19 protein-coding genes are annotated in these 19930 nt (G+C 54.6%); 10 read left to right on the top strand and 9 right to left on the bottom strand.

From position 1 onward, the window contains the following. Complete coding sequence (locus H7A76_RS26840; protein ID WP_185701306.1) at nucleotides 1-885, bottom strand: LysR substrate-binding domain-containing protein; 885 nt, start codon at nucleotides 883-885, stop codon at nucleotides 1-3. Nucleotides 886-1014: 129 nt separating this feature from the next. Between H7A76_RS26840 and H7A76_RS26835 the strand changes: the two genes are divergently transcribed. From H7A76_RS26835 to H7A76_RS26800, 8 genes are all read left to right on the top strand, one after another. After that, a complete protein-coding gene (locus tag H7A76_RS26835; RefSeq protein WP_185701305.1) occupies nucleotides 1015-2412 on the top strand; it encodes an MFS transporter in 1398 nt (465 codons plus the stop codon). Next, entirely contained in the window at nucleotides 2409-3032 is a 624-nt protein-coding gene (locus H7A76_RS26830) for a glutathione S-transferase family protein (RefSeq protein ID WP_185701304.1), read from the top strand. Before H7A76_RS26835 ends, H7A76_RS26830 begins: the two co-directional genes overlap by 4 nt. A gap of 11 nt (nucleotides 3033-3043) precedes the next feature. Then, nucleotides 3044-4072 (top strand): LLM class oxidoreductase, encoded by a 1029-nt coding sequence (locus H7A76_RS26825; protein ID WP_185701303.1) that lies wholly within the window; start codon nucleotides 3044-3046, stop codon nucleotides 4070-4072. A gap of 155 nt (nucleotides 4073-4227) precedes the next feature. Next, entirely contained in the window at nucleotides 4228-4635 is a 408-nt protein-coding gene (locus H7A76_RS26820; protein ID WP_185701302.1) for a TIGR03757 family integrating conjugative element protein, read from the top strand. Next, a complete protein-coding gene (locus tag H7A76_RS26815) occupies nucleotides 4632-5570 on the top strand; it encodes a TIGR03756 family integrating conjugative element protein (RefSeq protein ID WP_185701301.1) in 939 nt (312 codons plus the stop codon). Before H7A76_RS26820 ends, H7A76_RS26815 begins: the two co-directional genes overlap by 4 nt. A 20-nt stretch (nucleotides 5571-5590) precedes the next feature. Further along, nucleotides 5591-6952 (top strand): integrating conjugative element protein, encoded by a 1362-nt coding sequence (locus tag H7A76_RS26810; RefSeq protein WP_185701300.1) that lies wholly within the window; start codon nucleotides 5591-5593, stop codon nucleotides 6950-6952. A gap of 3 nt (nucleotides 6953-6955) precedes the next feature. After that, on the top strand, nucleotides 6956-7315 hold the full coding sequence (locus H7A76_RS26805; protein ID WP_185701299.1) for a hypothetical protein: 360 nt from the start codon (nucleotides 6956-6958) through the stop codon (nucleotides 7313-7315). Continuing rightward, nucleotides 7312-8841: a conjugal transfer protein TraG N-terminal domain-containing protein gene (locus H7A76_RS26800; protein WP_185701298.1), complete on the top strand. Its 1530-nt coding sequence runs from the start codon at nucleotides 7312-7314 to the stop codon at nucleotides 8839-8841. Before H7A76_RS26805 ends, H7A76_RS26800 begins: the two co-directional genes overlap by 4 nt. Before the next feature lie 42 nt (nucleotides 8842-8883). On the opposite strand, the gene H7A76_RS26795 is transcribed toward H7A76_RS26800, so the two are convergent. Beyond that, nucleotides 8884-9234, bottom strand: a complete 351-nt coding sequence (locus tag H7A76_RS26795; protein ID WP_185701297.1) for a hypothetical protein — start codon at nucleotides 9232-9234, stop codon at nucleotides 8884-8886. 114 nt (nucleotides 9235-9348) lie between these two features. On the opposite strand from H7A76_RS26795, the gene H7A76_RS26790 reads away from it, so the two are divergent. Together H7A76_RS26790 and H7A76_RS26785 are read left to right on the top strand one after the other, a co-directional pair. Continuing rightward, complete coding sequence (locus H7A76_RS26790) at nucleotides 9349-9627, top strand: type II toxin-antitoxin system ParD family antitoxin (protein WP_185701296.1); 279 nt, start codon at nucleotides 9349-9351, stop codon at nucleotides 9625-9627. Further along, the gene (locus tag H7A76_RS26785; protein ID WP_185701295.1) at nucleotides 9624-9974 is read left to right on the top strand and encodes a type II toxin-antitoxin system RelE/ParE family toxin; all 351 of its coding nucleotides are present in this window, start codon (nucleotides 9624-9626) and stop codon (nucleotides 9972-9974) included. The genes H7A76_RS26790 and H7A76_RS26785 overlap by 4 nt, the downstream gene beginning before the upstream one ends. A gap of 116 nt (nucleotides 9975-10090) precedes the next feature. Here the strand turns inward: H7A76_RS26785 and H7A76_RS26780 are convergent, their stop codons facing one another. The 7 genes from H7A76_RS26780 to H7A76_RS26750 form a co-directional block, all read right to left on the bottom strand. Beyond that, nucleotides 10091-10336, bottom strand: coding sequence for a hypothetical protein (locus H7A76_RS26780; protein ID WP_185701294.1), 246 nt, complete (start codon nucleotides 10334-10336; stop codon nucleotides 10091-10093). Between the two features lie 571 nt (nucleotides 10337-10907). Continuing rightward, entirely contained in the window at nucleotides 10908-12104 is a 1197-nt protein-coding gene (locus H7A76_RS26775; RefSeq protein ID WP_260498089.1) for a CdaR family transcriptional regulator, read from the bottom strand. Between the two features lie 165 nt (nucleotides 12105-12269). After that, nucleotides 12270-13232 (bottom strand): WD40/YVTN/BNR-like repeat-containing protein, encoded by a 963-nt coding sequence (locus tag H7A76_RS26770; protein ID WP_185701292.1) that lies wholly within the window; start codon nucleotides 13230-13232, stop codon nucleotides 12270-12272. A gap of 9 nt (nucleotides 13233-13241) precedes the next feature. Continuing rightward, nucleotides 13242-15656: an efflux RND transporter permease subunit gene (locus tag H7A76_RS26765; protein WP_185701291.1), complete on the bottom strand. Its 2415-nt coding sequence runs from the start codon at nucleotides 15654-15656 to the stop codon at nucleotides 13242-13244. Nucleotides 15657-15664: 8 nt separating this feature from the next. Then, on the bottom strand, nucleotides 15665-17311 hold the full coding sequence (locus H7A76_RS26760; protein WP_312026272.1) for a DUF1302 domain-containing protein: 1647 nt from the start codon (nucleotides 17309-17311) through the stop codon (nucleotides 15665-15667). Nucleotides 17312-17335: 24 nt separating this feature from the next. Further along, complete coding sequence (locus H7A76_RS26755; protein WP_185701290.1) at nucleotides 17336-18757, bottom strand: DUF1329 domain-containing protein; 1422 nt, start codon at nucleotides 18755-18757, stop codon at nucleotides 17336-17338. Nucleotides 18758-19236: 479 nt separating this feature from the next. Further along, nucleotides 19237-19884, bottom strand: coding sequence for a hypothetical protein (locus tag H7A76_RS26750; protein WP_185701334.1), 648 nt, complete (start codon nucleotides 19882-19884; stop codon nucleotides 19237-19239). Nucleotides 19885-19930 lie beyond the last annotated feature (46 nt).

The following is a 19930-nucleotide window of genomic DNA, read 5'->3' as shown; positions in this document are numbered from 1 at the left end:
TTATGTTTGTGCTTCTGTTCTTATCCAGTCCACAAACGCTTTAACCTCCGGGCGCTCTATAGCACCAGGTAATGTCACCAGATAATAGGCGAAACGTGCTGGCCAAGGCTTGTCTAGAATCTGCACCAAGCGTCCTGAAGCAATTTCGTCCCGAGCATACTCTTGTGGTACTAAAGCCAATCCTTGGCCAGCCGCCGCCGCCCGAATCAACAAGTAATCGTCCTCAAACGCCGTACCACGCTCAGCCCTAGGATCTTCAGGGACACCATGCGCTGCTAACCACAACGGCCAGTCAGCCCGATCACTATCATGCAGAAGAGGGTAATTCAGACAGTCCCCCGGCTCCTTAAGCAAACGGCCATTTTCAACAACACCAGGGCAAGCTACCGGTACAAGTACCGGAGCCATTAGCCGGCTCACATCAAGCCCAGGATATCCCCCCAATCCATGGCGCAACGCAACATCGACTCGGTCGCGGCGCATGTCCACCAGTGCAGAAGTAGCTTCGACTCGTACTTCAATCTGCGGATACAGTTCGTTGAATCGTCCCAGGCGCGGGACAAGCCAGGATGCGGCAAAGGTTGCGACTGTGCTGACCGTTAGAGTTTGGCGCCCCTTTATCGCATCCAAAGTATCAATTGCTCTATCTATCTGTACAAAGGCTGCTAACAACGACGGATGAACGGCAGCCCCCGCATCAGTCAGACGCAGCCCCTGACGCTCACGAGTAAAAAGCGCCATTCCGAGCCGATCTTCTAGCAATCGAATTTGCTGGCTGACCGCCCCTGGTGTGACATGCAGGGCTTCAGCAGCAGCCTTGACCCCGCCACGCTGACCGACCTCAACAAAAGTACGCAGAGCTTGTAAAGGTAATGACTTAACCATTTGTTTTAGATTTTCTAAAGCCCGGAAGTAAAAATGATGATTTTTGGTTATCTAAAATTATAGACATGATACTGCCTGTTTAGAAATAGCACTGTTGTTAAGAAAAACTAAATCTAAAAGGCGGTTCTCATGACTCACCGATATTGGCAGTTATGCCTCATTCTGCTTTGCACAACGCAATTCGTTGCGCTGCTCGACTTTTCCATCACCATGATCCCACTACCACAGATCCAGCAAAGCCTGGGCTTTACTCCTGGAGGATTACAGTGGGTCATCAATGCTTATGGCGTAGCCATCGCGGGATTTCTTTTATTGGGCGGTCGTGCAGCCGATATGTTTGGCAGGCGACGGGTATTTCTGATTGGGCTGACGCTCTTTACTGCTGGATCGCTTCTGGGAGGTTTCTCGCAGAGCACGACGATGTTGATTGTCACCAGGGCTATGCAGGGCCTGGGGGCCGCGATGTTTTCTCCTGCAGCCTTCTCACTTCTTCTGACAGTATTTCAGGATCCAAAACAACGAAACAGCGCTCTGGGAGCCTGGACTGCGGTAGCCGCAAGTGGGTTCGTCGCAGGTCTGATCATGGGAGGCGTGATAACAGACGCCCTGGGGTGGCGCTGGGTGCTGTGGATCAATGTGCCTGTCGGAGTTCTGGTCATCGCCTGTTCGAGTGTCCTACCGATTGGTAAGCCAGATCCTCAGACGGTCTCTGGAGGGTTGGATATATGGGGCGCCGTTTTAGTTGCTAGTGGTGCAGCAACATTGGTCTTTGCTTTTGCTAATAGCGAGCACGTCGGTTTGTCCTCCCCCAAAACATTCGGCCTAATTCTATTGGCTCTAGGCCTTCTGATCGCCTTTGTGCAGGTTGAAAGAAAAGTTGCGTCCCCTTTAATGCCGCTGCCTATCTTCTGGAAGCGCTCGACGGGCGGAGCAAATATTGTTTCTTTACTCGCGAATACCGCCTTGGGCCCTACCTTCGTAGTAGTCGCTCTTTACATGCAGGAGGTCCTGGGCTTCAGCGCAACGAAGACTGGGCTGGGACTGCTTCCCATGGCAACCGCATTCACACTTTCAAGCGCCTGGATTGGCCCGGCCTTGATTGCACGAATGAATACCAAGCCTGTCATCCTCGGGGGAATGGGCCTGTTTATCGCTGGTCTCGCATTACTGGGTACATCGCTTTCAACTGATGCCACATGGAGCACATCCATCTTGCCTGGCACATTGCTCGCAGGTATTGGTTACGGAGCCGCCTTTCCAGCCTGGACTGTCGCAGGTATCGAAGGTGTTGCTCCCTCTGATCATGGGTTGGCAGGCGGGATGCTCACGACGACTCAGGAAGTAGGCTCAGCAGTCGGTCTTGCGGTTGGAGTTGCTGTCAGCATTGCCGTTCTCGCCAACGGAGGCAGCGCAACTCAAGGCTTTAGCTACGCCATTTTAGTTTCCGCGGGCATGGTACTAGCCGGTCTGATCTGTGCAGCATTCATCCTTCCAAGCTATGCAACTCGCCTAGGAGTTGCGCGATGATCAACCTCTACACTGATAGTTCTCCCAATGGCTTCAAGATCACAATTGCTTTAGAAGAACTCAAACTACCTTATCGTCTTCATCATGTTCGAATCAGTGCAGGGGAAAACTTACAACCGGAATTCTTAGCACTCAACCCGCATGGCCGGATTCCAGTCATCAACGATGATGATACTGGTGTCACGCTATTCGAGTCGGCGGCCATCCTGCTGTACCTCGCCGAAAAGTCTGGGCGGCTTTTACCGCAAGAACCTAAGGCACGCTGGGAAACCATCAAATGGTTGCAATTGAACTCGTCCAGCGTCGGCCCAATTATCGGGCAGCGGGTACATTTCGAGATTTTCTCCGAAGAGAAAATACCGACCGCCATCGAGCGCTATCGATGCCTGACAGACAGCGTGCTCGGTGTGCTTGATAGACATCTAGCCCTGCATCCCTACATAGCTGGCAATGATTACTCCATAGCCGACATTTCCCATTTTGGCTGGATGCATATCGCTCGCATCATCGACTTCGACTTCAGTCAGTACCAGCATATGAACGCCTGGTTTACCCGCATTGCCCGGAGACCTGCCGTGCGTAAGGGCATAACACTCCCAGAACCGGCAACAGGTGCATAAGGAAAACACAAATGATGACCCCTTCAATATCTAAGGGCGCGCCGTTCTCAGCGTTCCATTCACACCCCGGTTACCGGCGGATGTTCGCCCCCGAATGTCTGACCATTGGAATTTTCTTACCGTTGCATTTTTATTCAGGCGAAATGAGCGTATTGGTCGGACAGACTGAACTAGTAGAACGTATTGATCGCCATGATTTTGCAGCTGTCTGGGTACGAGATGTTCCGCTGTTCGACCCCCTGTTTGGTGACGCAGGACAGGTTTTCGATCCCTTCACTTATCTCTCGTACCTCGCCGCTAGAACCAAGAAAGTAGCATTAGCTACAGGAAGCGCCATTTTCTCCCTGCGCCACCCAATCGACCTAGCTAAAGCATCAGCCACAATCGACCAACTATCAGGCGGCCGCTTGGTACTAGGTATAGCGTCGGGAGACCGTCCGATTGAGTTTCCTGCCTATGGTTTGGAACATGAGCGACGTGGCGAACGCTTCGCCGAAACTGTGGTTTATTTTCGCCAACTAATGAGAGCAGGCAGATTATCAATTGACTCGCCACTCGGTCGATTCAATGAAGCTGAACTTCTCCCTAAGCCCGCTACAGGCTCAATCCCGCTAATTGTGACCGGTGCATCGAGGCAAACACTGGGTTGGGTTGCCGACTACGCTGATGGTTGGCTGACCTATCCTGAGGCCACACATATCCCAGAAGGACCAAAGCGACTAGAGGAGAAAATCAAAGCATGGCGCAACCTAATTCCTGACGGTGGCTTTAAACCACACATGACAAATGAATGGCTTGATCTTGTGGAGGACCCTAACCACCCACGCGTTCCTCAGCAAGGTGGATATGTACTCCGCACAGGACGTAATGGCCTGATAGCACTATTGGAAGAGTGGCAAGCTGCAGGAGTGAATCATGCGGCGCTCGGCATTCAATTTTCACAGCGACCTGCCGCTGAAGTGATTCAGGAGGTAGCCGAAGATGTCTTACCATTCTTTCCATCACATCAGAGCCCCCCGCCTATCGCGCTAGGTTGGTAGAGTTCAAGTTCAAGAGGAGTAACACTGATCGGCACGACTTGATGGCCGTAACCGACGCCAAGAAATCCCAACGTCTTGGTTATCTATTTTCTACTGCACTCAGTTTTGAGTCGACCCAGGCTGTACCTATCTATTAATGACCAGGTACAGCCCGTATGTTCAAAACCATACTCCTCATCATCTGCGGTTCACTTGCATTCGGAAACGCTCACGCTGAAGCCTGGGCAGTTACCGACTCCGTGCATCCACTAGTGATTCCTGCAGGCGTTCAGGTTCGCGTCATTTTGCTGGATGACCAAGAGCGCCTGGAAAACCAGCTATCACGTAACCTTCCCCCCAATCCCCAGCAGGCCACAATCGCTGCTCAACGAATGATGAAGAGCGCAGAGGGCATCCGCCTAATCGGGGAGTTGGCCAAGGCGCAGCAGGGGCTGACTGATGCCTGGAGTGCCGGCATTGAGAAGATCCCAGCTGTAGTAGTCGACCGAAAGTACGTTGTCTACGGCCAACCTGACGTTGCAGTTGCCTTGAAAGCTATCGATCGCTCGAGGAGGCAGCAATGAGGTCTCGCACGTTGGCATTTGCGCTGACTGCGCTCACATCATTTTCAGCATCGGCCGCGATCAACACCGCGGCAATCGTGGCGTCTACTGCCTCCCCGACCTGCCTGGATTATCGTGTTGTAGGGATCTGCTACTGGCTGCTGTGTACGCCCTTCGGTTGCAAGGTCAAGACCTCGGTCAAGGTCCGTCACTACGTGCCCGACGCCGTTGTGTCGGCCTACGCCAATACCGGCGAAAACCCATGGGTGGAAGTCAGCCCGATGGGTATGCCGAATCCCACAGCGCAAGCCGGGAACAACGGAACAACGAACCACAACGCCGAAAACAACATCTCGAAGTTCAAAAACGCTGACGTAATCGGGCACCCAGGTGGGGCTGTTTTCAGCAAGTTTGCAGCCGCTTCGGGCTACGCATGCCCAGGGGCCACCCTCCCCTTCGTTCCGTACATGCTCAGTACCCTCGATACCCTTGCATGGCGCCACGGGCTCCCCGAAGTCGTTTATCCAGAGGCCTTGATACCTGGTCTGAGGGAGGTTGGTGGCCTCCTGTCCGCGAACATGTGGGGGAGCATCTACCCGCGCAGCGGATTCATTCACCAATCCGACGACTTCAAAGCCGCTGCCGTGATCGCTCAACGCGCCGGCGATATCACAACCCGTGTGGGCCAACCACACGTCTACGTGCCAATGCGGACCTTCCCAATGCCTGGCTACTGGCCTGCCGGCGAACTCCTCGAGGACGACTACTCGACCGGAAAGTGGCAGCAGCTCACGCCGTCCTTGAGCCTTACCTGCGCAACATTTCCTACCAGCGGTTGGGGAATAGGCACAGATATGGAAGCGGCCAATGGCGCTTATGCCTGGTCTCTCTGGCGCCCCTACTCGTGCTGCCAACGGCGCGGGCAGATTTTCCTCGGCAGCACCGACTTTCAATAACTCAGCGACGGACGTGAAGAATGAAGAAGATGACCCAGGCTATCGGATTAGCCATCAGCTTGAGCGGTACCGTGGCTTTTGCGGCTGACCCAGATCCAATCAAGGTTGAGTCTCAGGGCAGTGTGATTGGTGACGACGTGCTTTACAGCATCGGCGGGGGCAGTGCTGTGAGCATGGGTAGCGCCGGGCAGATGGAAAGCATCACCGTCGGAGCCGGATGGCAGAACAACCTGATCTGCGGGAACATGGACTTGAGCCATACCCTGGAGAACCAACTAAACGGCGCCACGCAGGGCTTTCAAAACATCATGAGCAACGTCATCCAGAGCGCAACAGGCGCGGTGATGTCGCTGCCGGCATTGATTCTGCAAAGAGCAAACCCCGCACTGTACAACCTGCTGACTAACGGCATCCTGCAGGCGCGCCTCGATTACGATCGATCGAAGGGGACCTGCAGGGCAATGGCCGAGCGCATGGCCGACATCGCCGGTGGCCAGGCCGGCTGGGGGAAGGTCGCAGAAGGACAAAAAATGGGACAGGCCTTATCCTCGGGGAATGACGCTGTTGCCGTCGTGGACAAAGTCGAAAACGGCCCAGGTAACTCCGGGGTCACGTGGGTAGGGGGTGAGCAAGCAGGCGGCTCAGGACAAAAACCCATCAAGGTTGTAAGCGACGTCGTCAAAGCCGGCTACAACCTGCTCAACGGCCGCTCAGCTACTGAGACCTCCCGCGTTCAACAATCGAATTGCTCGAACGGCCTGGTGTGCGGTTACTGGGAGTCTCCTACCGAAGCCGCGCAGTTTGCGAACCGGGTCCTGGGCGAGCAAGAAATCAAAACCTGCGAAGGCTGCTCCAGTGCCTCGACGCCCGGCGTGGGGCTCACGCCACTGATCCAGGAAACCTACGATAAAAAACTGAAAGCCATCCAGGATCTGCTGAAACCTGGTACGCACATCACTTCAGAAAAACTGAGAGAGGCCAGTAGCGACTCTCTGCCAATTACCCGCGGTGTGATCAACGCACTGCGGGATGAGCGCGATCAAGCAGTGCTGGCACAGCGTTTGGCATCCGAGGTGGCACTCTCGGACATCCTGGGCAAAGCGCTGATGTTGAATCGCATGCTGATTACAGGATCTCGAGAATCGAACGTCGCCGCGAACAATCTGGCCGTGGAACAGACAACCACCCAATCCGAGGTTCTGCAGAAGGAAATCGACAATCTCAAAATGGAGCTGGATCTTCGGCGCGACCTGGCGAACAACTCACCGATGGCGATCATTGAGCGCGGCAAGACTCGCGCTGAGAACTCTCGGACGATCTACCAAGCTGCTCCCGAAAGCGATCGCCTGCAACAGCTGCAGAAACCTGCAGGCAGGGAGTAACTCATGAGCCTGCCAGAGGACCTCGAGAAGAAACCCACGGTAATTAGGCGCCTGGCGGGTGGCCTGGCCCTGTGTGTGTTTTTAATGATTGTGTGCGTTGTGATCAGCCTGATTGCACTCAACAATCTAGGTGCCATGGAGACCTGGTCGACATGGCGAAGCAATAACTACCTCACGATGCTGCTGTGGAGGCTGCTCCTCTACAGCCTCATCGTCGTCGCCTGGCTGCGTTTGAAGCGACAGCTACCCTCACCATCTGCACAAGCCCAAAAGCGCCTCATACGTGTCGAAGGGCTCGTTCTGATGTTGTTCTTGGTGCTTGAGATCAGTAAGGCGCCGATCCCCTGGGATGAAATTCTATGACCCTCTACACGAACGACTACCTGGAGTTCTACCTGACACTGGTCGGCTGGCTGATCAACAACGGAATCTGGGACATGATCTCTGACACCGGCCTGTTCGCTCTCCCCTTCTTGATCATCGTCGTGAGGGAATGGATCAAGGTCCGCCAGGAAGGTGCAGATGAAGGCAACAAGGGGGTCTTGTCGCTGGCTAGGATTGAGACCCAGCTGTACATCGGCTACGTGGTTGTTTCTCTGTGCGCGATCCCAGTGATGAGCGTGGGCTTCGATACCCTCCAGTTCGACCAGACCAGGGCTAAGCAATGCCAGGTCCTGCTACCGGCCCCAGGGGATACCGGATGGAATACCACATTCAGTTCGCTGACCGGCAAGAGCGCAAGAATCCCGATCTGGTGGGCTGTGATGCACTCGCTGAGCAAGGGCCTGAATAGCGGAGCGGTAGCGGCGATCCCCTGCGGTACCGACCTTAGGCAGATGCGGATGGACGTCGACGCAATCCGGATTGATAACCCCTTGCTTGCTCAAGAGGTGGCTGACTTCACACACGACTGCTTCGGCCCTTCCCGGGCGCGCCTCTTCATGCGTCAGCCGGAACTCGGGTCTATCACAAAGGACCCAAAAACCCTGCAGGACCTCAACTGGATCGGTTCACGCTTCCTGCTGAACACATCTGGCTATTACGACACGGACTACTCCAAGACTCCTCGCACAGCATGGCCATACGACGCTAAACGAGACGATGGGCTGCCCCAGGTCACCGGAGGTGGAGGTTATCCGACATGCAAGCAATGGTGGTCGGACGGCAGCATTGGTCTACGAGATCGCCTGCAGGCGCAGGTCGATCCCACCCTGATGAACAAGTTTCTTGGCTGGGCGAAATGGCTGTCTAAGGACGAAGTCACGGACTCAATGATTCGACAGGTCGTCTCACCGTCCAGCCAGGTCAATGGAGAAGTGTACTCCGACTATGGTGGCCAGATCGGCGGGACAATGTGGAACGGGCTAGCTCGCGCCGGCGGAACACTCGGAGTTGGAGTGGGCTCACTGGCGTACTTTCCGGGGATGGATATCGTTCGTCAGGCACTGCCGATGGTGATGGCCTTCCTCAAGATGGCAATGGTGATCTGCCTGCCCCTGGTACTGATCATTGGTGCCTACCAGCTGAATGTTGCGATGACCATGTCAGTAGTGTTCTTCGCACTGATCTTTGTCGACTTTTGGTTCCAACTGGCGCGTTGGGTAGACAGCACCATCATTGACGTACTTTACGGCTCAGGCTCACCGCATCTTTCGTTTGACCCGGTGATGGGGCTCAACACAACCACTCAGGATGCAATCCTTAACTTCGTCATGGGGGCCATGTTCATCATCTTGCCGATGTTCTGGATAGCTACTCTTGGGTGGGCCGGAGTACAGGCGGGTTCGGCTCTGAATGGGCTAACCAGAGGAACAGATGCAGTTGGTCAGGCAGGGAGTCAAGGAGGAGGTATAGCTAAAAGCGCTGTAACTTCAGCAAGCAGTCAATGATAAACGCGGCAGGAGCTTGTATCACTGAATGTAGCGAGCTCCTTAATGCTGATCTCGATCGAAACCATCGCGCCGCTCTCCCCACATATTGAGAGGAGCCCCCATAACGCCATCACGACCGTAGGGAGCTCCTTTGTCTTTGACAAAAAGATCCACTTTATTGGTGCCAGCCTTCGAAAAAGCGAAAAGACCGAAACCCAGAGGGATCATCATCAAAAGAGCAGAAAGGATCCAACTGAATGAGTTCACCAGGACAGCGCCCAAGACGACAAGAACGATTGCTCGCTTGATCCAGCGGACCATTGGGTTGCGATCATGCAGACAGAATCGTGCCGCAGTCCCCAGTGCGCTACCGAGGCAATGAGCAAAGGTTGTAGTGGCTGATGCTGTCATGATCTATGTCCCGAGTCCGTAAGAACACCATATTTTGAGGTATACGACACCTTTGATGTTTTAGCAAGAGACATGGCGTAAAATGCCATGCCACACATCACATAGGACACCCTCATGGCCACACACAACGTAATAGTCCCCAACCCCATGGAACAGTCAATTGACCAGTTGGTAAGGGATGGCCGCTACCAGAACTTCAGCGAGGTCGTGCGTGCCGGCCTTCGAATGCTGCTCGAGCATGAAGCATCGGAGTCCGCCAGGCTCGAAGCCCTACGCAACGCGACATCGATCGGCATCATGCAGCTTGAGTCTGGGCAGTTTGATGCTGTAGCTGTTGAGGATCTGGAGGCTTACTTCGAGAACCTGGGCCAGCTGGCAAGCGAAAAAGAATGAGCCAGCTCCAGGTACACATTTCAAAGCAGGCCCGAACTGACGTCATCGACATCCTACGGTACACAGAAGTGAGGTTTGGCGAGGGTGCCCGCCGTCGGTACCAGAGTCTCCTGCAGAACACTTTTCGACCCATTGGAGAGGAGCCTGAGAGGTTAGGCAGCGTCACTCGCGAGGAGATCTCGCCAGGCCTGCGAAGCCTGCACCTGTTCTTCTGCAGATTGGATAATACTGAAGGCCGAGTAGTAAGGCCCAGACACATCGTATTCTATCGACGCAATGAGGATCAGGTCGTTGAGGTCGTGAGAGTCTTGCATGACGCAATGGAGCTCACACGACATCTGAAATAAATAAACTCGCTCGGAAGAATTAAGCCTGATTGGGCGGTAGAGCTATGCATGATCTGTTATTGATATGAGCGATCATTGCCATTATGGGCAGTCACCCAACGATTGATAAGCAAGAATCAATGCATATGAGTATCCGCTTGAAGCTCAGCATCGAAATTAAAGTTTTTCAGCCGTTCCAGTAAATCCTGAAATGCCTCTTCGCCCGCTATTATGCGGGCAAACACAGCGCATTGGCACAGTAGAGAATCCAACAATAACCGCCTATCTGCTTCAGACTGAAAGCGGTTAACGCCCCTGAGAATCAACTCATAAGCCGTTTCAGCGTAAATACTTGGCTTGGTCTGACTATCGAAATGCTCCATACCGCTTCCTCCTCCCTGAATGGCTCTGCTGTGCCGTCATCAGAGATTGGATGGCGGCGACCCGTAGGGGTGAGAAACCGGCTGATACCAGACCGGCCAGACGCGAACGCCTGCCCTACGGATCGCCATAACGCGACCCGCTGGTATCAATTCGGGTTCTCACACCCGGCGCCGATATGCGGCGCCGAGCAAGGATTACACATCACCGTTCGTCGCCGCAACTAGAATTACGTTAATCGAACTAGACAACGTCTATTCTATTAGGCCAATGAGTGATAAAATTACGACCGTTTTCTCCATATATACAATAGAGATGCTGCTGAGATTTGAGTTAATTGTAAAGCTGATCCACCACACCAATTTGAAAACTCATTTTTCGATTATTTACAGTAACACCTGCATCTTATCGCCTTCATTAAGACTCCTCCGAATAAACCTACAGGGAAATGGCCCACGGGCAAATGGTGTTGAAGGGCGAACGGAATGGATCAGAAGGGTAAAAGCCTTACCCGAAAGGGCCAATTAAAAAATGGACAAAACAAAGGAAAGCGAACAACTTTCCCCCAATAGATTACTCACCGCTGTCCACCGGAGAGCTCCAAATCGCGAGTTCAAGTGCTGCGGCAATATGAATACGATGATCGGAAAACTGGACAGGGAGCAAGTCCTGGGCACGCTCCAGCCGCCTCAACAATGTATTACGGTGCGTGCCCAATACCTCTGCGGTGAGAGTGATGTTGCAACCGTTGACTAAGAAAGCATGTAAAGAATGCTGAAGAACCATGGGGGCCGTCGACAAACGCCCCAGAGTGTTCAAAACAAACTGTCTGGCCGCGCGGACGTCTTGAGTCATAAGAGACACCATCCTCACTTGATCAATCGTAGCAACGGCAGGAGCCCCGGTTAAACGTCCAATCAATTTCTGAGTGGCAAGGGCTTCAAAGTGTGATTGGCGAAAGCCATTCATACCTGCCCCCGGAGAGCCGATCGCTGCGCGGACATTTGGAAATTGCCTAGCCAGCCCCTGTAGTAAATTCAAATCTAGAGGCTTCGCCGCAACGCACCAAACCCATAGAGTCGCGGGGCCTGCGAACACTATCAGAGGCGCTGTTGTACCAGTTAAATGAGCTAAGGCTCGAGCCATCTCCTCCAATAAGCGGATGTCTGCGTCCGGTATTTCACTCCAGACGAGGCAACCGCGGTGTTTCTGAAAGAGGCTATAACCCAAGCGCCGTCCGAACTGTTCCATTTCCACATCTCTACCATCGAGTAAACGATCCACCAGGCTGCGCTTATCGATTGGATCGTCGTGGGCTTGGGTGTTCTTCTCTTCCAAGATGATCTGCATCATCACGCGTATGTTGCTATTGATAAATTCCGAGATGGAGCGAAGTGATATCTCCAGGAACTCCTCAAGTACCACTGGATCCTGCGTCAAACTGAATGCCATTTTCATCCACAAATCCCAGGCTGCATTTTGCGTCGCCCTTGCGAGATTCATAAGCAGTTCAGCTCCTCCTCTGCGGGCAAGCTCTCTGGCCGTGTCAACCATATCAGCCGACACATAGGGCTCCACAGGTTCTCCAGGACGCTGCAGGTTTGCGTTAGCCCAATGTAGCAGCTCTGATCGGTTAGCACGCCTTAATGCCGCAAGGATGACTGGATCATCCAGCAGCTTCGCATCTTCAGTTAAAGAGAAAAGTGACTGATTCAGACGATCGATCCATTCTCGCGGTAGCGTCTGCGCGAGCTCTGCGCCTTTGCGCATGAGCTCACGGACGGGTTCTGAGGGGCGTGGCCAGGAGGACGGCGTACTCATGGGTGGTGCAAATCACTCGAGAAGGTTATGGAAAGCGAACTAGTCGCATCACTGATAGTTGTGTAACCAAGGCCTTAGAATGCCTAGTTGGCTGGCGGAAACACAAATCCCCTGTCAATACTGATCAGCCAACACACCCCGACGGGAAAACAGCACGGCCCCCCCTTCAACGTTGAACAGCGCGGCAGTTAACGAGAGGCCATCAACTGATTGCTTTTCCTGAAAGCTGTGTCCGCCATCACCGCTCTGGAGCACCAATCCGTCCAGGCCAACCGCCATGACTCGGGATCCTGCTACAGCTATAGAGGTAATAGAGCCTTTGCTCTGCGTTGGAATCCTGCTAAGCCCCTTTACTGTCGCCGAACCGTGCAACAGCGTTCCACGCTGACCACCTAGCAACAGACTCCCATCGGCCAAAACAGCCCCACACCAAAGGGTACCTTCGTAGCCCGTATCCAAATAACGCCAGTTTCCTCCGCGATCCTCGGAGAGCAATAACTGCCCATGCTCGGCCGTGGCGTATAGCGTGCCGCGGCTGTCGGCAAACAGCCCCATCAAATTGAGGTCGGCCTTCTTGGCGCCGGAGGGTGCCTGCAAGGTCTGCTCTGTCCAAGTCTGGCCGCCATCATTTGTAAGCAGTATCAAGGACCACAGCCCTACGGCAACACCCTGCTGGGCGTTGAAGAAGTGAACGGCAAACAATGGCCGATCTTCAGTGCTGGACAAGCGCTGGATCTGCCATGTTTCACCACCATCAATGGTAGAGAGGATCGCGCCCCAATGCCCTACCGCCCAACCGCGCTTGGCGTCCACAAACGACACGCCCGTCAGCTGTGACGACACCGGTACCGCACTCGCTTGACGAAAATGCTTGCCCTGATCGTCGGATAACAACACGACGCCATGATCGCCGACCGCAACCACACGCTCACCAGCCCAAACTGCATCCAGCATGGTGGCTTGCGTGGCATTACTCGCCGGCGCCGAAGGCACTGCTTGCAATGGCTCGGCCCGGACAAACACTACGGGTAGTGTTACGGCGAGCACGGCTAAGATGAATGAACTCCTGAATCGCATCTTTTTTCCTCAGTGAAGCATTGCGCCAATCAAACGCACAGGGCGTTTACGAGGGAACACTCGTTCCAGCCAAACAGCAAAGGCAGGTAACACCGTCATGGCCATAACCATATTGACAATAAACATGAAGGCCAAAAGCTTGCCCATGTCCGCTTGAAACTTCAGGCCTGAGAACGCCCAAGTAGCAACACCCACGGCGAGGGTGATCGCAGTGAAGATCGTAGCGACGCCCACCTCAAGCAATGCGAACTCGACCGCCTTGGTGATCGACTGCCCATGCGCCAAGTGCAATTGCAGGCGGTTGTAGATGTAAAAGGCATAGTCGACGCCGATCCCAACGGCCAGCACCATCACCGGCAAGGTGGCGATGGTCAGGCCGATCTGCAGTTCCTTCATGAACCAGTAGCCAATGAACGTACCGATGGTCAGTGGCAGACAACACACGAGTACCGCTCGCAGGTCGCGATAGACGACGAACACCAGCAATGCAATCGCGGCATAGACATACAGCAGCATGGGCGTTTCGCTCTTCTCCACCTCCTCGTTGATGGCCGCGAGAACCCCGGCGTTCCCCGAAGCCAGGCGGATCGACAGACCCGACAGCGGATACTCGCTGCGGAACGCCTTGACAGCTTGCACCACCCTGTTGATTGTCGTGGCCTTGTGGTCGGCCAGGTACAGGTGCACGGCGGACATGCTGCAATCAGTCCGCACCAGTCCGGGCGTGCGTGCCACCTCGGTGGCCAGCGCGGCGTAATTCATCGGGTCGATGGGGACCACGGCCATCTTGGGGTTGCCTTCGTTGTACCCCTCGTTGAACTGACGCAGATTGGTCGAGAACGACGCCACCGAGAGCACGCCAGGCACACCCTGCATGGCCCAGACAAAACGGTCCTGGTACTGTCCGGCCGCAACATCCTCGCACGCCGCCGGCACGCCTTCGCCAGCGTCCTCCGGCTTAGCTTCGAACACGACGCTGAGCCAGTCCAGGCCGATGTCATAGTTATTGGCGATGGAAACGGCATCGCGGTTGAAACGCGAGTCCTCGCGCAACTCCGGGGCCCCCGCCTGTAAAGAACCGACGACACGGTCATGGCTTTGCCAGATCGCCACCAGAAAGATAACCAGAGCCAAGCCAAGCACCCACTGGGCGTTGCGCCATTCAGCAAGCCGCGACAAGCCACGCAGCCAAAGAGTACGGCGCTGTCGGGAAACCTCCTGGGTCGTCGCGTACTTGTCGTCGACCCGCAGCATGGACGCCAGCAAGGGCAGCATCAGCAGATTGGTGATGATCTTATAGGCCACGCCAAGCGAGGCGGTGATGGCCAGCTCCCGCACCATCGGAATCGGTATCAGCAGCAGTGTCACGAATGACACCAAGGCCGTCACCAGCGCCAACGTCCCGGGGATCAGCAAGCCCGTGAAGCTTGAGCGCGCCGCTGCTTCGGCGCTCTTGCCGATCGCAATCTCGCGAACGATGAAGTTGATTTGCTGTACACCATGGGAAACCCCGATGGCGAACACCAGGAACGGCACCAGGACGGCCAGGGGGTCGAGCCCATAGCCCAGCAAACGTAGGCTGCCGAACTGCCAGATCAGTGAGGCCAGCGAGCAGACCAGCGCCAACAAGGTAAAGCGCACCGAATGGCAATACCAATACACCGCAGCGGCGGTCAGCAGCAGCGCCAGTAAGCAGAACTCCAGCACGGCCGATGCGCCATCAGCGATGTCGCCGATCTGCTTGGCGAAGCCGATTATCTGGATCTCGAACTCGCCATCCTCGAACGGCTGGCGAATGTCTTTTTCCAGCCGCTGGTTGAACGCGACATAATCCAGATGCGTCCCGTCAGCCTCGTACTCATTGAGCTCCGCAGTGATCATCGCGCTGGTTTGATCGCGGGAAACCAAGGTGCCAATGAAGCCTCCCTGCGCGGTGGAATTGGCAATCATGGCAATGACCTGATCGTTCAAGTGCTCGGGAGAAACAGTGCCAGGCACCAGCGGATCGGCACGAAAGCCTTCTTCGGTGATCTCGTTGACAAAGGCATTGGGCGTCCATAACGAACGCACGCTGCTGCGAGAGATTCCCGGCAGGAAACTGATCGCCTGGGTCACGTCATACAGCCGCTTCAGGCCAGATGCGCTCCAGATATCGCCTTTGCGCGCCTTGACCACGATGGTCAAGCGGTTGGCCCCCATCAGGTCATTGCGGTACGCCTCGAATGTCTCGATGTATTCATGGCCGACCGGCAGTTGCTTTTCGAAGCCGGCATCCATGCGCAGCTGCACCGCGTACCACGCCATGATCAGAGTGAATACAGCCAAGCCGCCAAGCACCAGCCAACGATGCCCGAACAATACCCGCTCGACGCGTGGCAAAACGCCACGCGCCTGAGCATCAGTCAGTTTTACAGAACTGTTCACGATAGGCCTCACAAGGTACGAGAGATCGCGATACCGACATAATCGCGGTCACGATACAACTGATCGTAAGGCGTATCGCCGCCCATGAACTTTGCGTAGTTAAGAGAGACCTGCCAACTAGCCGGGTTGCGCACGAAGTTCAGATAAAGGTTCATGCTGCTGGCATCTTCGGTAAAGGTGGCTGAGAGGTTCGGCGTGCGCCCTCCCAGCGAGCGTGCGTAAAACACCCCAGGGGTGACCTGCCAGCCCGGCAGCAACGTGCCATCATAGGTCAGGCTGAAGTCCAAATTGATCCCCGCCGAAGTCTTGTCGCCACGAGACTTCGGCGCCGACGCAGGATCCAGTTGCCAGGTGTTGAGCCCCGCTGCGAGCGGCTCGCCGTTAACCTGATCATGCAACCCCGGGTACTTGATCACCACCAGTTCACTCAGCAAGCTACCCGTGCTAGCCCCGGTGAAATCGAGCAGCATCGGCGAGTTGGAAGGCGTGAAGCTATACAGGCCGGTCAGGTGCCACTGAAATTTCTTCTCATCCTTCCAGCATTTGCCGCCATTGCTAGCACACAGATCGATGACCGGATTAAGCATGACCGAGTCTTTCGGCCGATAGGACAACTCGGTACCTATGGCCCAGTCGCCTATGGGCATGTTAGCGCTGACGCCATACATCATCCGATCTTCCTGATAACGCCAGGTTGGTGCTGCCGAAAAGGTGTTCGGGTCCAGAATATCCACACGCAGCGACGGCAATTTGTCGTGGTAGCGCATCACATAGAAGCCATAGTTGACATCACTGTCCTCCGGTTGCCAGCGCAACGAAATGCCCCATTGGCCACTGTCCCGCGCTTTTTTCTCTGAAAACCCGTAATCCCCCCTGCCCTCGCCGAGGGCGTTGTTAGTGGACCAATAGCTGCCAACCGGCGGCAGTTCGCTCTTGTTCCAGCGGAACTGATAGTAGGCCTCGATGTTGACTCCCGAGCCCAGGCCGGAGGCGACACTGATCATCGGTGCCGGCAGCACAGCCTCCTTGAGCTGTACCCCAGGACGGGCCAGGGCTTGATAATCGTACGCGTTGGTATTGTTGATGCCCCCAGCCACGAACAGACTTTCGCCCCAGTTGATGACCTGATTACCCAGGCGTGCTCGGACACGCTGTTCGCCCAGATCAAAGCCTTTACTCACCCATAGATCCAGCAAGCGAGCCTTGAAAGCAAGATCGTCGCGAGCAGCATCACTGAGCCCGTTACTACCGACACTTTCAGGAGTGTTGAATGATTGCGTGCCAGTGGTATCGGTGGCTGCGAAGTCTCGGATCCAGGTTCCACGCGCCATGAAGGTTACGTCCTCGGGAAACTTCAGCAACAGCTCGTGAGTTCCCTTGAGGTAGTTAGTAAACATATCGCCGCGGTCGTAGTTCAGATCGCCCTGATCGGCCACACCAGAACTCTGCGCCAGGCAGCCGGAGGGGACATTGTGTCCGGTCGGCCCCTGGTTGATCAGATTGCAGCCGCGCGACTCCGTGCGCACGCCCATGCCGGCGGAAATGGTGGAGTCGAACGAACCGTGAAGGGTTTCAGTTTCGAAGGTGAACCCCATTGCCAGTGGGGTTGCGCACGCGATGACAAGGCCTGAAGCTTTCGTAATTATTCTTTTCATGCTGGCTCTCGATCTGACGTCGTTTTAACGCTCGCTGATGGCTCGCAAATTATCGGAGGTGAAAAAATCGCGTTTCAGGCGTGGATTTCCAGTGTCTTCGGTGAGCCAACGGATATCGTTTTTACCGGCGCCGATGGTGGTCATGTCGAACAGATAGCGGCCATCGACCAGGTTGTACTGAACTTGCGCCTGCACATCGCAAGTGCCGGTCTCGTACACGGGAATCGAGAACCCTTCGCGTACCTTCCAAATTTGCCCCTGCTTGTCATAGTCAACTGCCAGCAGCGGATTCCAGCTGTCTTCGTCGATGTAGAACATGCGTTTTGGAGCTTGATGGCGCATGCCTTGACGGACATTCGCCTCAACAACCCATACGCGATGCAGTTCATAGCGACGCGACTGCGGTGCAATCGAATCGGTCCCGGCGAACGTTTCAACCTTCGCGGTAGTGTCATAGGCGCCGAAGGCGTTGTAGGGCACCAGAAGCTCCTGCTTGCCGATCAGCTTCCAATCGAAGCGGTCCATGGTGCCGAAGAAAACGTTGCCCTCATCGACGGTGTATTGATTGTCTAGTCCTATCTGAGGTGCGTCATAGGAATACGAGGGCATACGTCGCACGCGACGCTGACCGGGGAAATAATAAAAAGTCGTCGCCTGCTCCCCGGCCACGGCCGTCTGCACCGCTGACTGGCCGGCCAATGCAGCGGGTTCTAAATAGTTGAAGAAAGTGGCATTTTCCAGGCGTCCAACGGACGAGAACAACGCGCTCCCTTTCTTACCCCATGGAGTGAGGAAAAAGGTATCCGTAGATTGGCGTAACCACTCCCCGCCCTTACGCGGCGAGATGCCCGAAATACTTTTGGGAATTTCAACACCAACGCCGCGATAGCGCATCTTCATGTTCCACATTACCTCTGCGCCAATGGTGGGCATGGGAAATGGCGCTCCCGGCAAATGGGCTTCCTCAAGGGCCAGTCCCGCAGCATCGAGCTTGGCGAAGCCCACATTTTGCCGAGTGTTGTTAGCCACAAAGTCTGGTACACCGCAAGATCGACGGGTTGGATACACCTCCATCCGATAACCTGGAATCTTCTTGAACAGTTCCAACTGAGCGGGGGCAAGCTTGCTTGCATACTGCGACACGTTGCTGGAGTCGATGGTATAGAGGGGTTTATCCCCCTTGAACTTCCAATAATCTCCCCGCACCTGGCCGTAGCTCCAGCCTGCCCCCTGCGGTCCCGGAGCTGTCCAGGCAGGAATATCTCCGCTCGAATTGGCGGAGGCTTCTGCGCCCAACGGCGTCAGCTTCGAACCTAATGCCTCGGCCCCCTGAGGCGCGGCCTGTACCGAGCAAATTGCGGTCGAGGCCGCAAGGATAACCATCAGTTGGCTGAACGTAAGGCGGGCGGCTACTTCACCCCCACACCGTGCAGTTGCTTCTTTCATTAAGGGATCCTCAAAGGCGTGGGCGGCCACTCAATATTCCAGGTGGAAATCAGTGCCGATAGCTTATGATCGCGTGACATGATCAATCGATCATGTCACGCGATCAATACGCAAGCCATATGCCAGAATGGTTCCTTTAGCAATACATCAATAAAATCAGCTAGTTAACAATAGTTAGGGATTACTGCGCACCGAACGACGCACTACTTTGGGAAGGAAAGAAACATGTGTTACCAAATCATGCTCGTTCAGGACGCACGTTTACCCCGAACTCTAAAACTTACTTTGGATCCACCAGAGTTATTAATTTTCCTGATTGGTACTCATAAGCGCGAATGATTCACCCCAAAAAAAACCGCCTCTAAGAGGCGGTAAAAAAGCAGGCCTTTGGCCCACCCTGTGGAGTAAAAGCACCAGTTCAGAACTTTAGCCCCACAAAAATACGGTTTTTCTACAGTGGTATTAGTTTCCAAACTCCATCAACGGGAATCGACTAAGCCGTGAGCGGAGACTGTTGCGGAACGCTGAAGCGCATGATAGGCATAAAACAATTGCACCATTGTGTAGGACCAGGTGAGGAAGGCACACGTCATGAAGATCATCTTGGTTTCATCGCCCGGAATCGGGAAGAAATCATAACGCAGCGCTATCGTCAGCCCCGCTACCGCACCAACCAGGGTGGCCAGCGCGTTTAGCACCTCGCCTGCACGCGCTAGTCGCCACATGAAATAAAGCAGGTACAACGTATATAACGACCACATCAACACATAGAAATAAGGAAGCAGCGGTTTAAATGTAATCGATAAGAAGTAGATGGCCGCAGCCGTAAAGGCCGCTAAAAATAGGATGAAGTCCTTCGCCGGCGACGGTTTGTAATTGTGCGTTACAGCCATCAGTCCAAGGGTCCCGATAATCGGCACTCCCACACCGCGAGAAAAAGCATCAAGAAACATGGCGATATTGTAGTTAACTTCCCAGCCGGTAGCGATGAAAGTAGTAAAGTTCGTCGCGGAAATACCTACAATCAAAAACTCCACACCAAGCAGATAATTCTTACGTTTGACGAACGCCATACCGTAACTCAATCCACATATCACCAGCAGCACACAGGACATCAACGCAAACAGATCTATAAATTCCACGGCAACACCCTCTGTCAACAGGGTCGATTTA

This window comes from Pseudomonas sp. MSSRFD41, from assembly GCF_014230245.1.
Taxonomy (GTDB): domain Bacteria; phylum Pseudomonadota; class Gammaproteobacteria; order Pseudomonadales; family Pseudomonadaceae; genus Aquipseudomonas; species Aquipseudomonas piscis.
This window is presented reverse-complemented; position numbering and strand designations above follow the sequence as displayed.

Excerpts from the sequence above, each read along its gene's own strand:
- H7A76_RS26840 (WP_185701306.1), bottom strand. The coding sequence starts at position 885 with ATGGTTAAGTCATTACCTTTACAAGCTCTGCGTACTTTTGTTGAGGTC.
- H7A76_RS26835 (WP_185701305.1), top strand. The coding sequence starts at position 1,015 with ATGACTCACCGATATTGGCAGTTATGCCTCATTCTGCTTTGCACAACG.
- H7A76_RS26830 (WP_185701304.1), top strand. The coding sequence starts at position 2,409 with ATGATCAACCTCTACACTGATAGTTCTCCCAATGGCTTCAAGATCACA.
- H7A76_RS26825 (WP_185701303.1), top strand. The coding sequence starts at position 3,044 with ATGATGACCCCTTCAATATCTAAGGGCGCGCCGTTCTCAGCGTTCCAT.
- H7A76_RS26820 (WP_185701302.1), top strand. The coding sequence starts at position 4,228 with ATGTTCAAAACCATACTCCTCATCATCTGCGGTTCACTTGCATTCGGA.
- H7A76_RS26815 (WP_185701301.1), top strand. The coding sequence starts at position 4,632 with ATGAGGTCTCGCACGTTGGCATTTGCGCTGACTGCGCTCACATCATTT.
- H7A76_RS26810 (WP_185701300.1), top strand. The coding sequence starts at position 5,591 with ATGAAGAAGATGACCCAGGCTATCGGATTAGCCATCAGCTTGAGCGGT.
- H7A76_RS26805 (WP_185701299.1), top strand. The coding sequence starts at position 6,956 with ATGAGCCTGCCAGAGGACCTCGAGAAGAAACCCACGGTAATTAGGCGC.
- H7A76_RS26800 (WP_185701298.1), top strand. The coding sequence starts at position 7,312 with ATGACCCTCTACACGAACGACTACCTGGAGTTCTACCTGACACTGGTC.
- H7A76_RS26795 (WP_185701297.1), bottom strand. The coding sequence starts at position 9,234 with ATGACAGCATCAGCCACTACAACCTTTGCTCATTGCCTCGGTAGCGCA.
- H7A76_RS26790 (WP_185701296.1), top strand. The coding sequence starts at position 9,349 with ATGGCCACACACAACGTAATAGTCCCCAACCCCATGGAACAGTCAATT.
- H7A76_RS26785 (WP_185701295.1), top strand. The coding sequence starts at position 9,624 with ATGAGCCAGCTCCAGGTACACATTTCAAAGCAGGCCCGAACTGACGTC.
- H7A76_RS26780 (WP_185701294.1), bottom strand. The coding sequence starts at position 10,336 with ATGGAGCATTTCGATAGTCAGACCAAGCCAAGTATTTACGCTGAAACG.
- H7A76_RS26775 (WP_260498089.1), bottom strand. The coding sequence starts at position 12,104 with ATGCGCAAAGGCGCAGAGCTCGCGCAGACGCTACCGCGAGAATGGATC.
- H7A76_RS26770 (WP_185701292.1), bottom strand. The coding sequence starts at position 13,232 with ATGCGATTCAGGAGTTCATTCATCTTAGCCGTGCTCGCCGTAACACTA.
- H7A76_RS26760 (WP_312026272.1), bottom strand. The coding sequence starts at position 17,311 with ATGAAAAGAATAATTACGAAAGCTTCAGGCCTTGTCATCGCGTGCGCA.
- H7A76_RS26755 (WP_185701290.1), bottom strand. The coding sequence starts at position 18,757 with ATGAAAGAAGCAACTGCACGGTGTGGGGGTGAAGTAGCCGCCCGCCTT.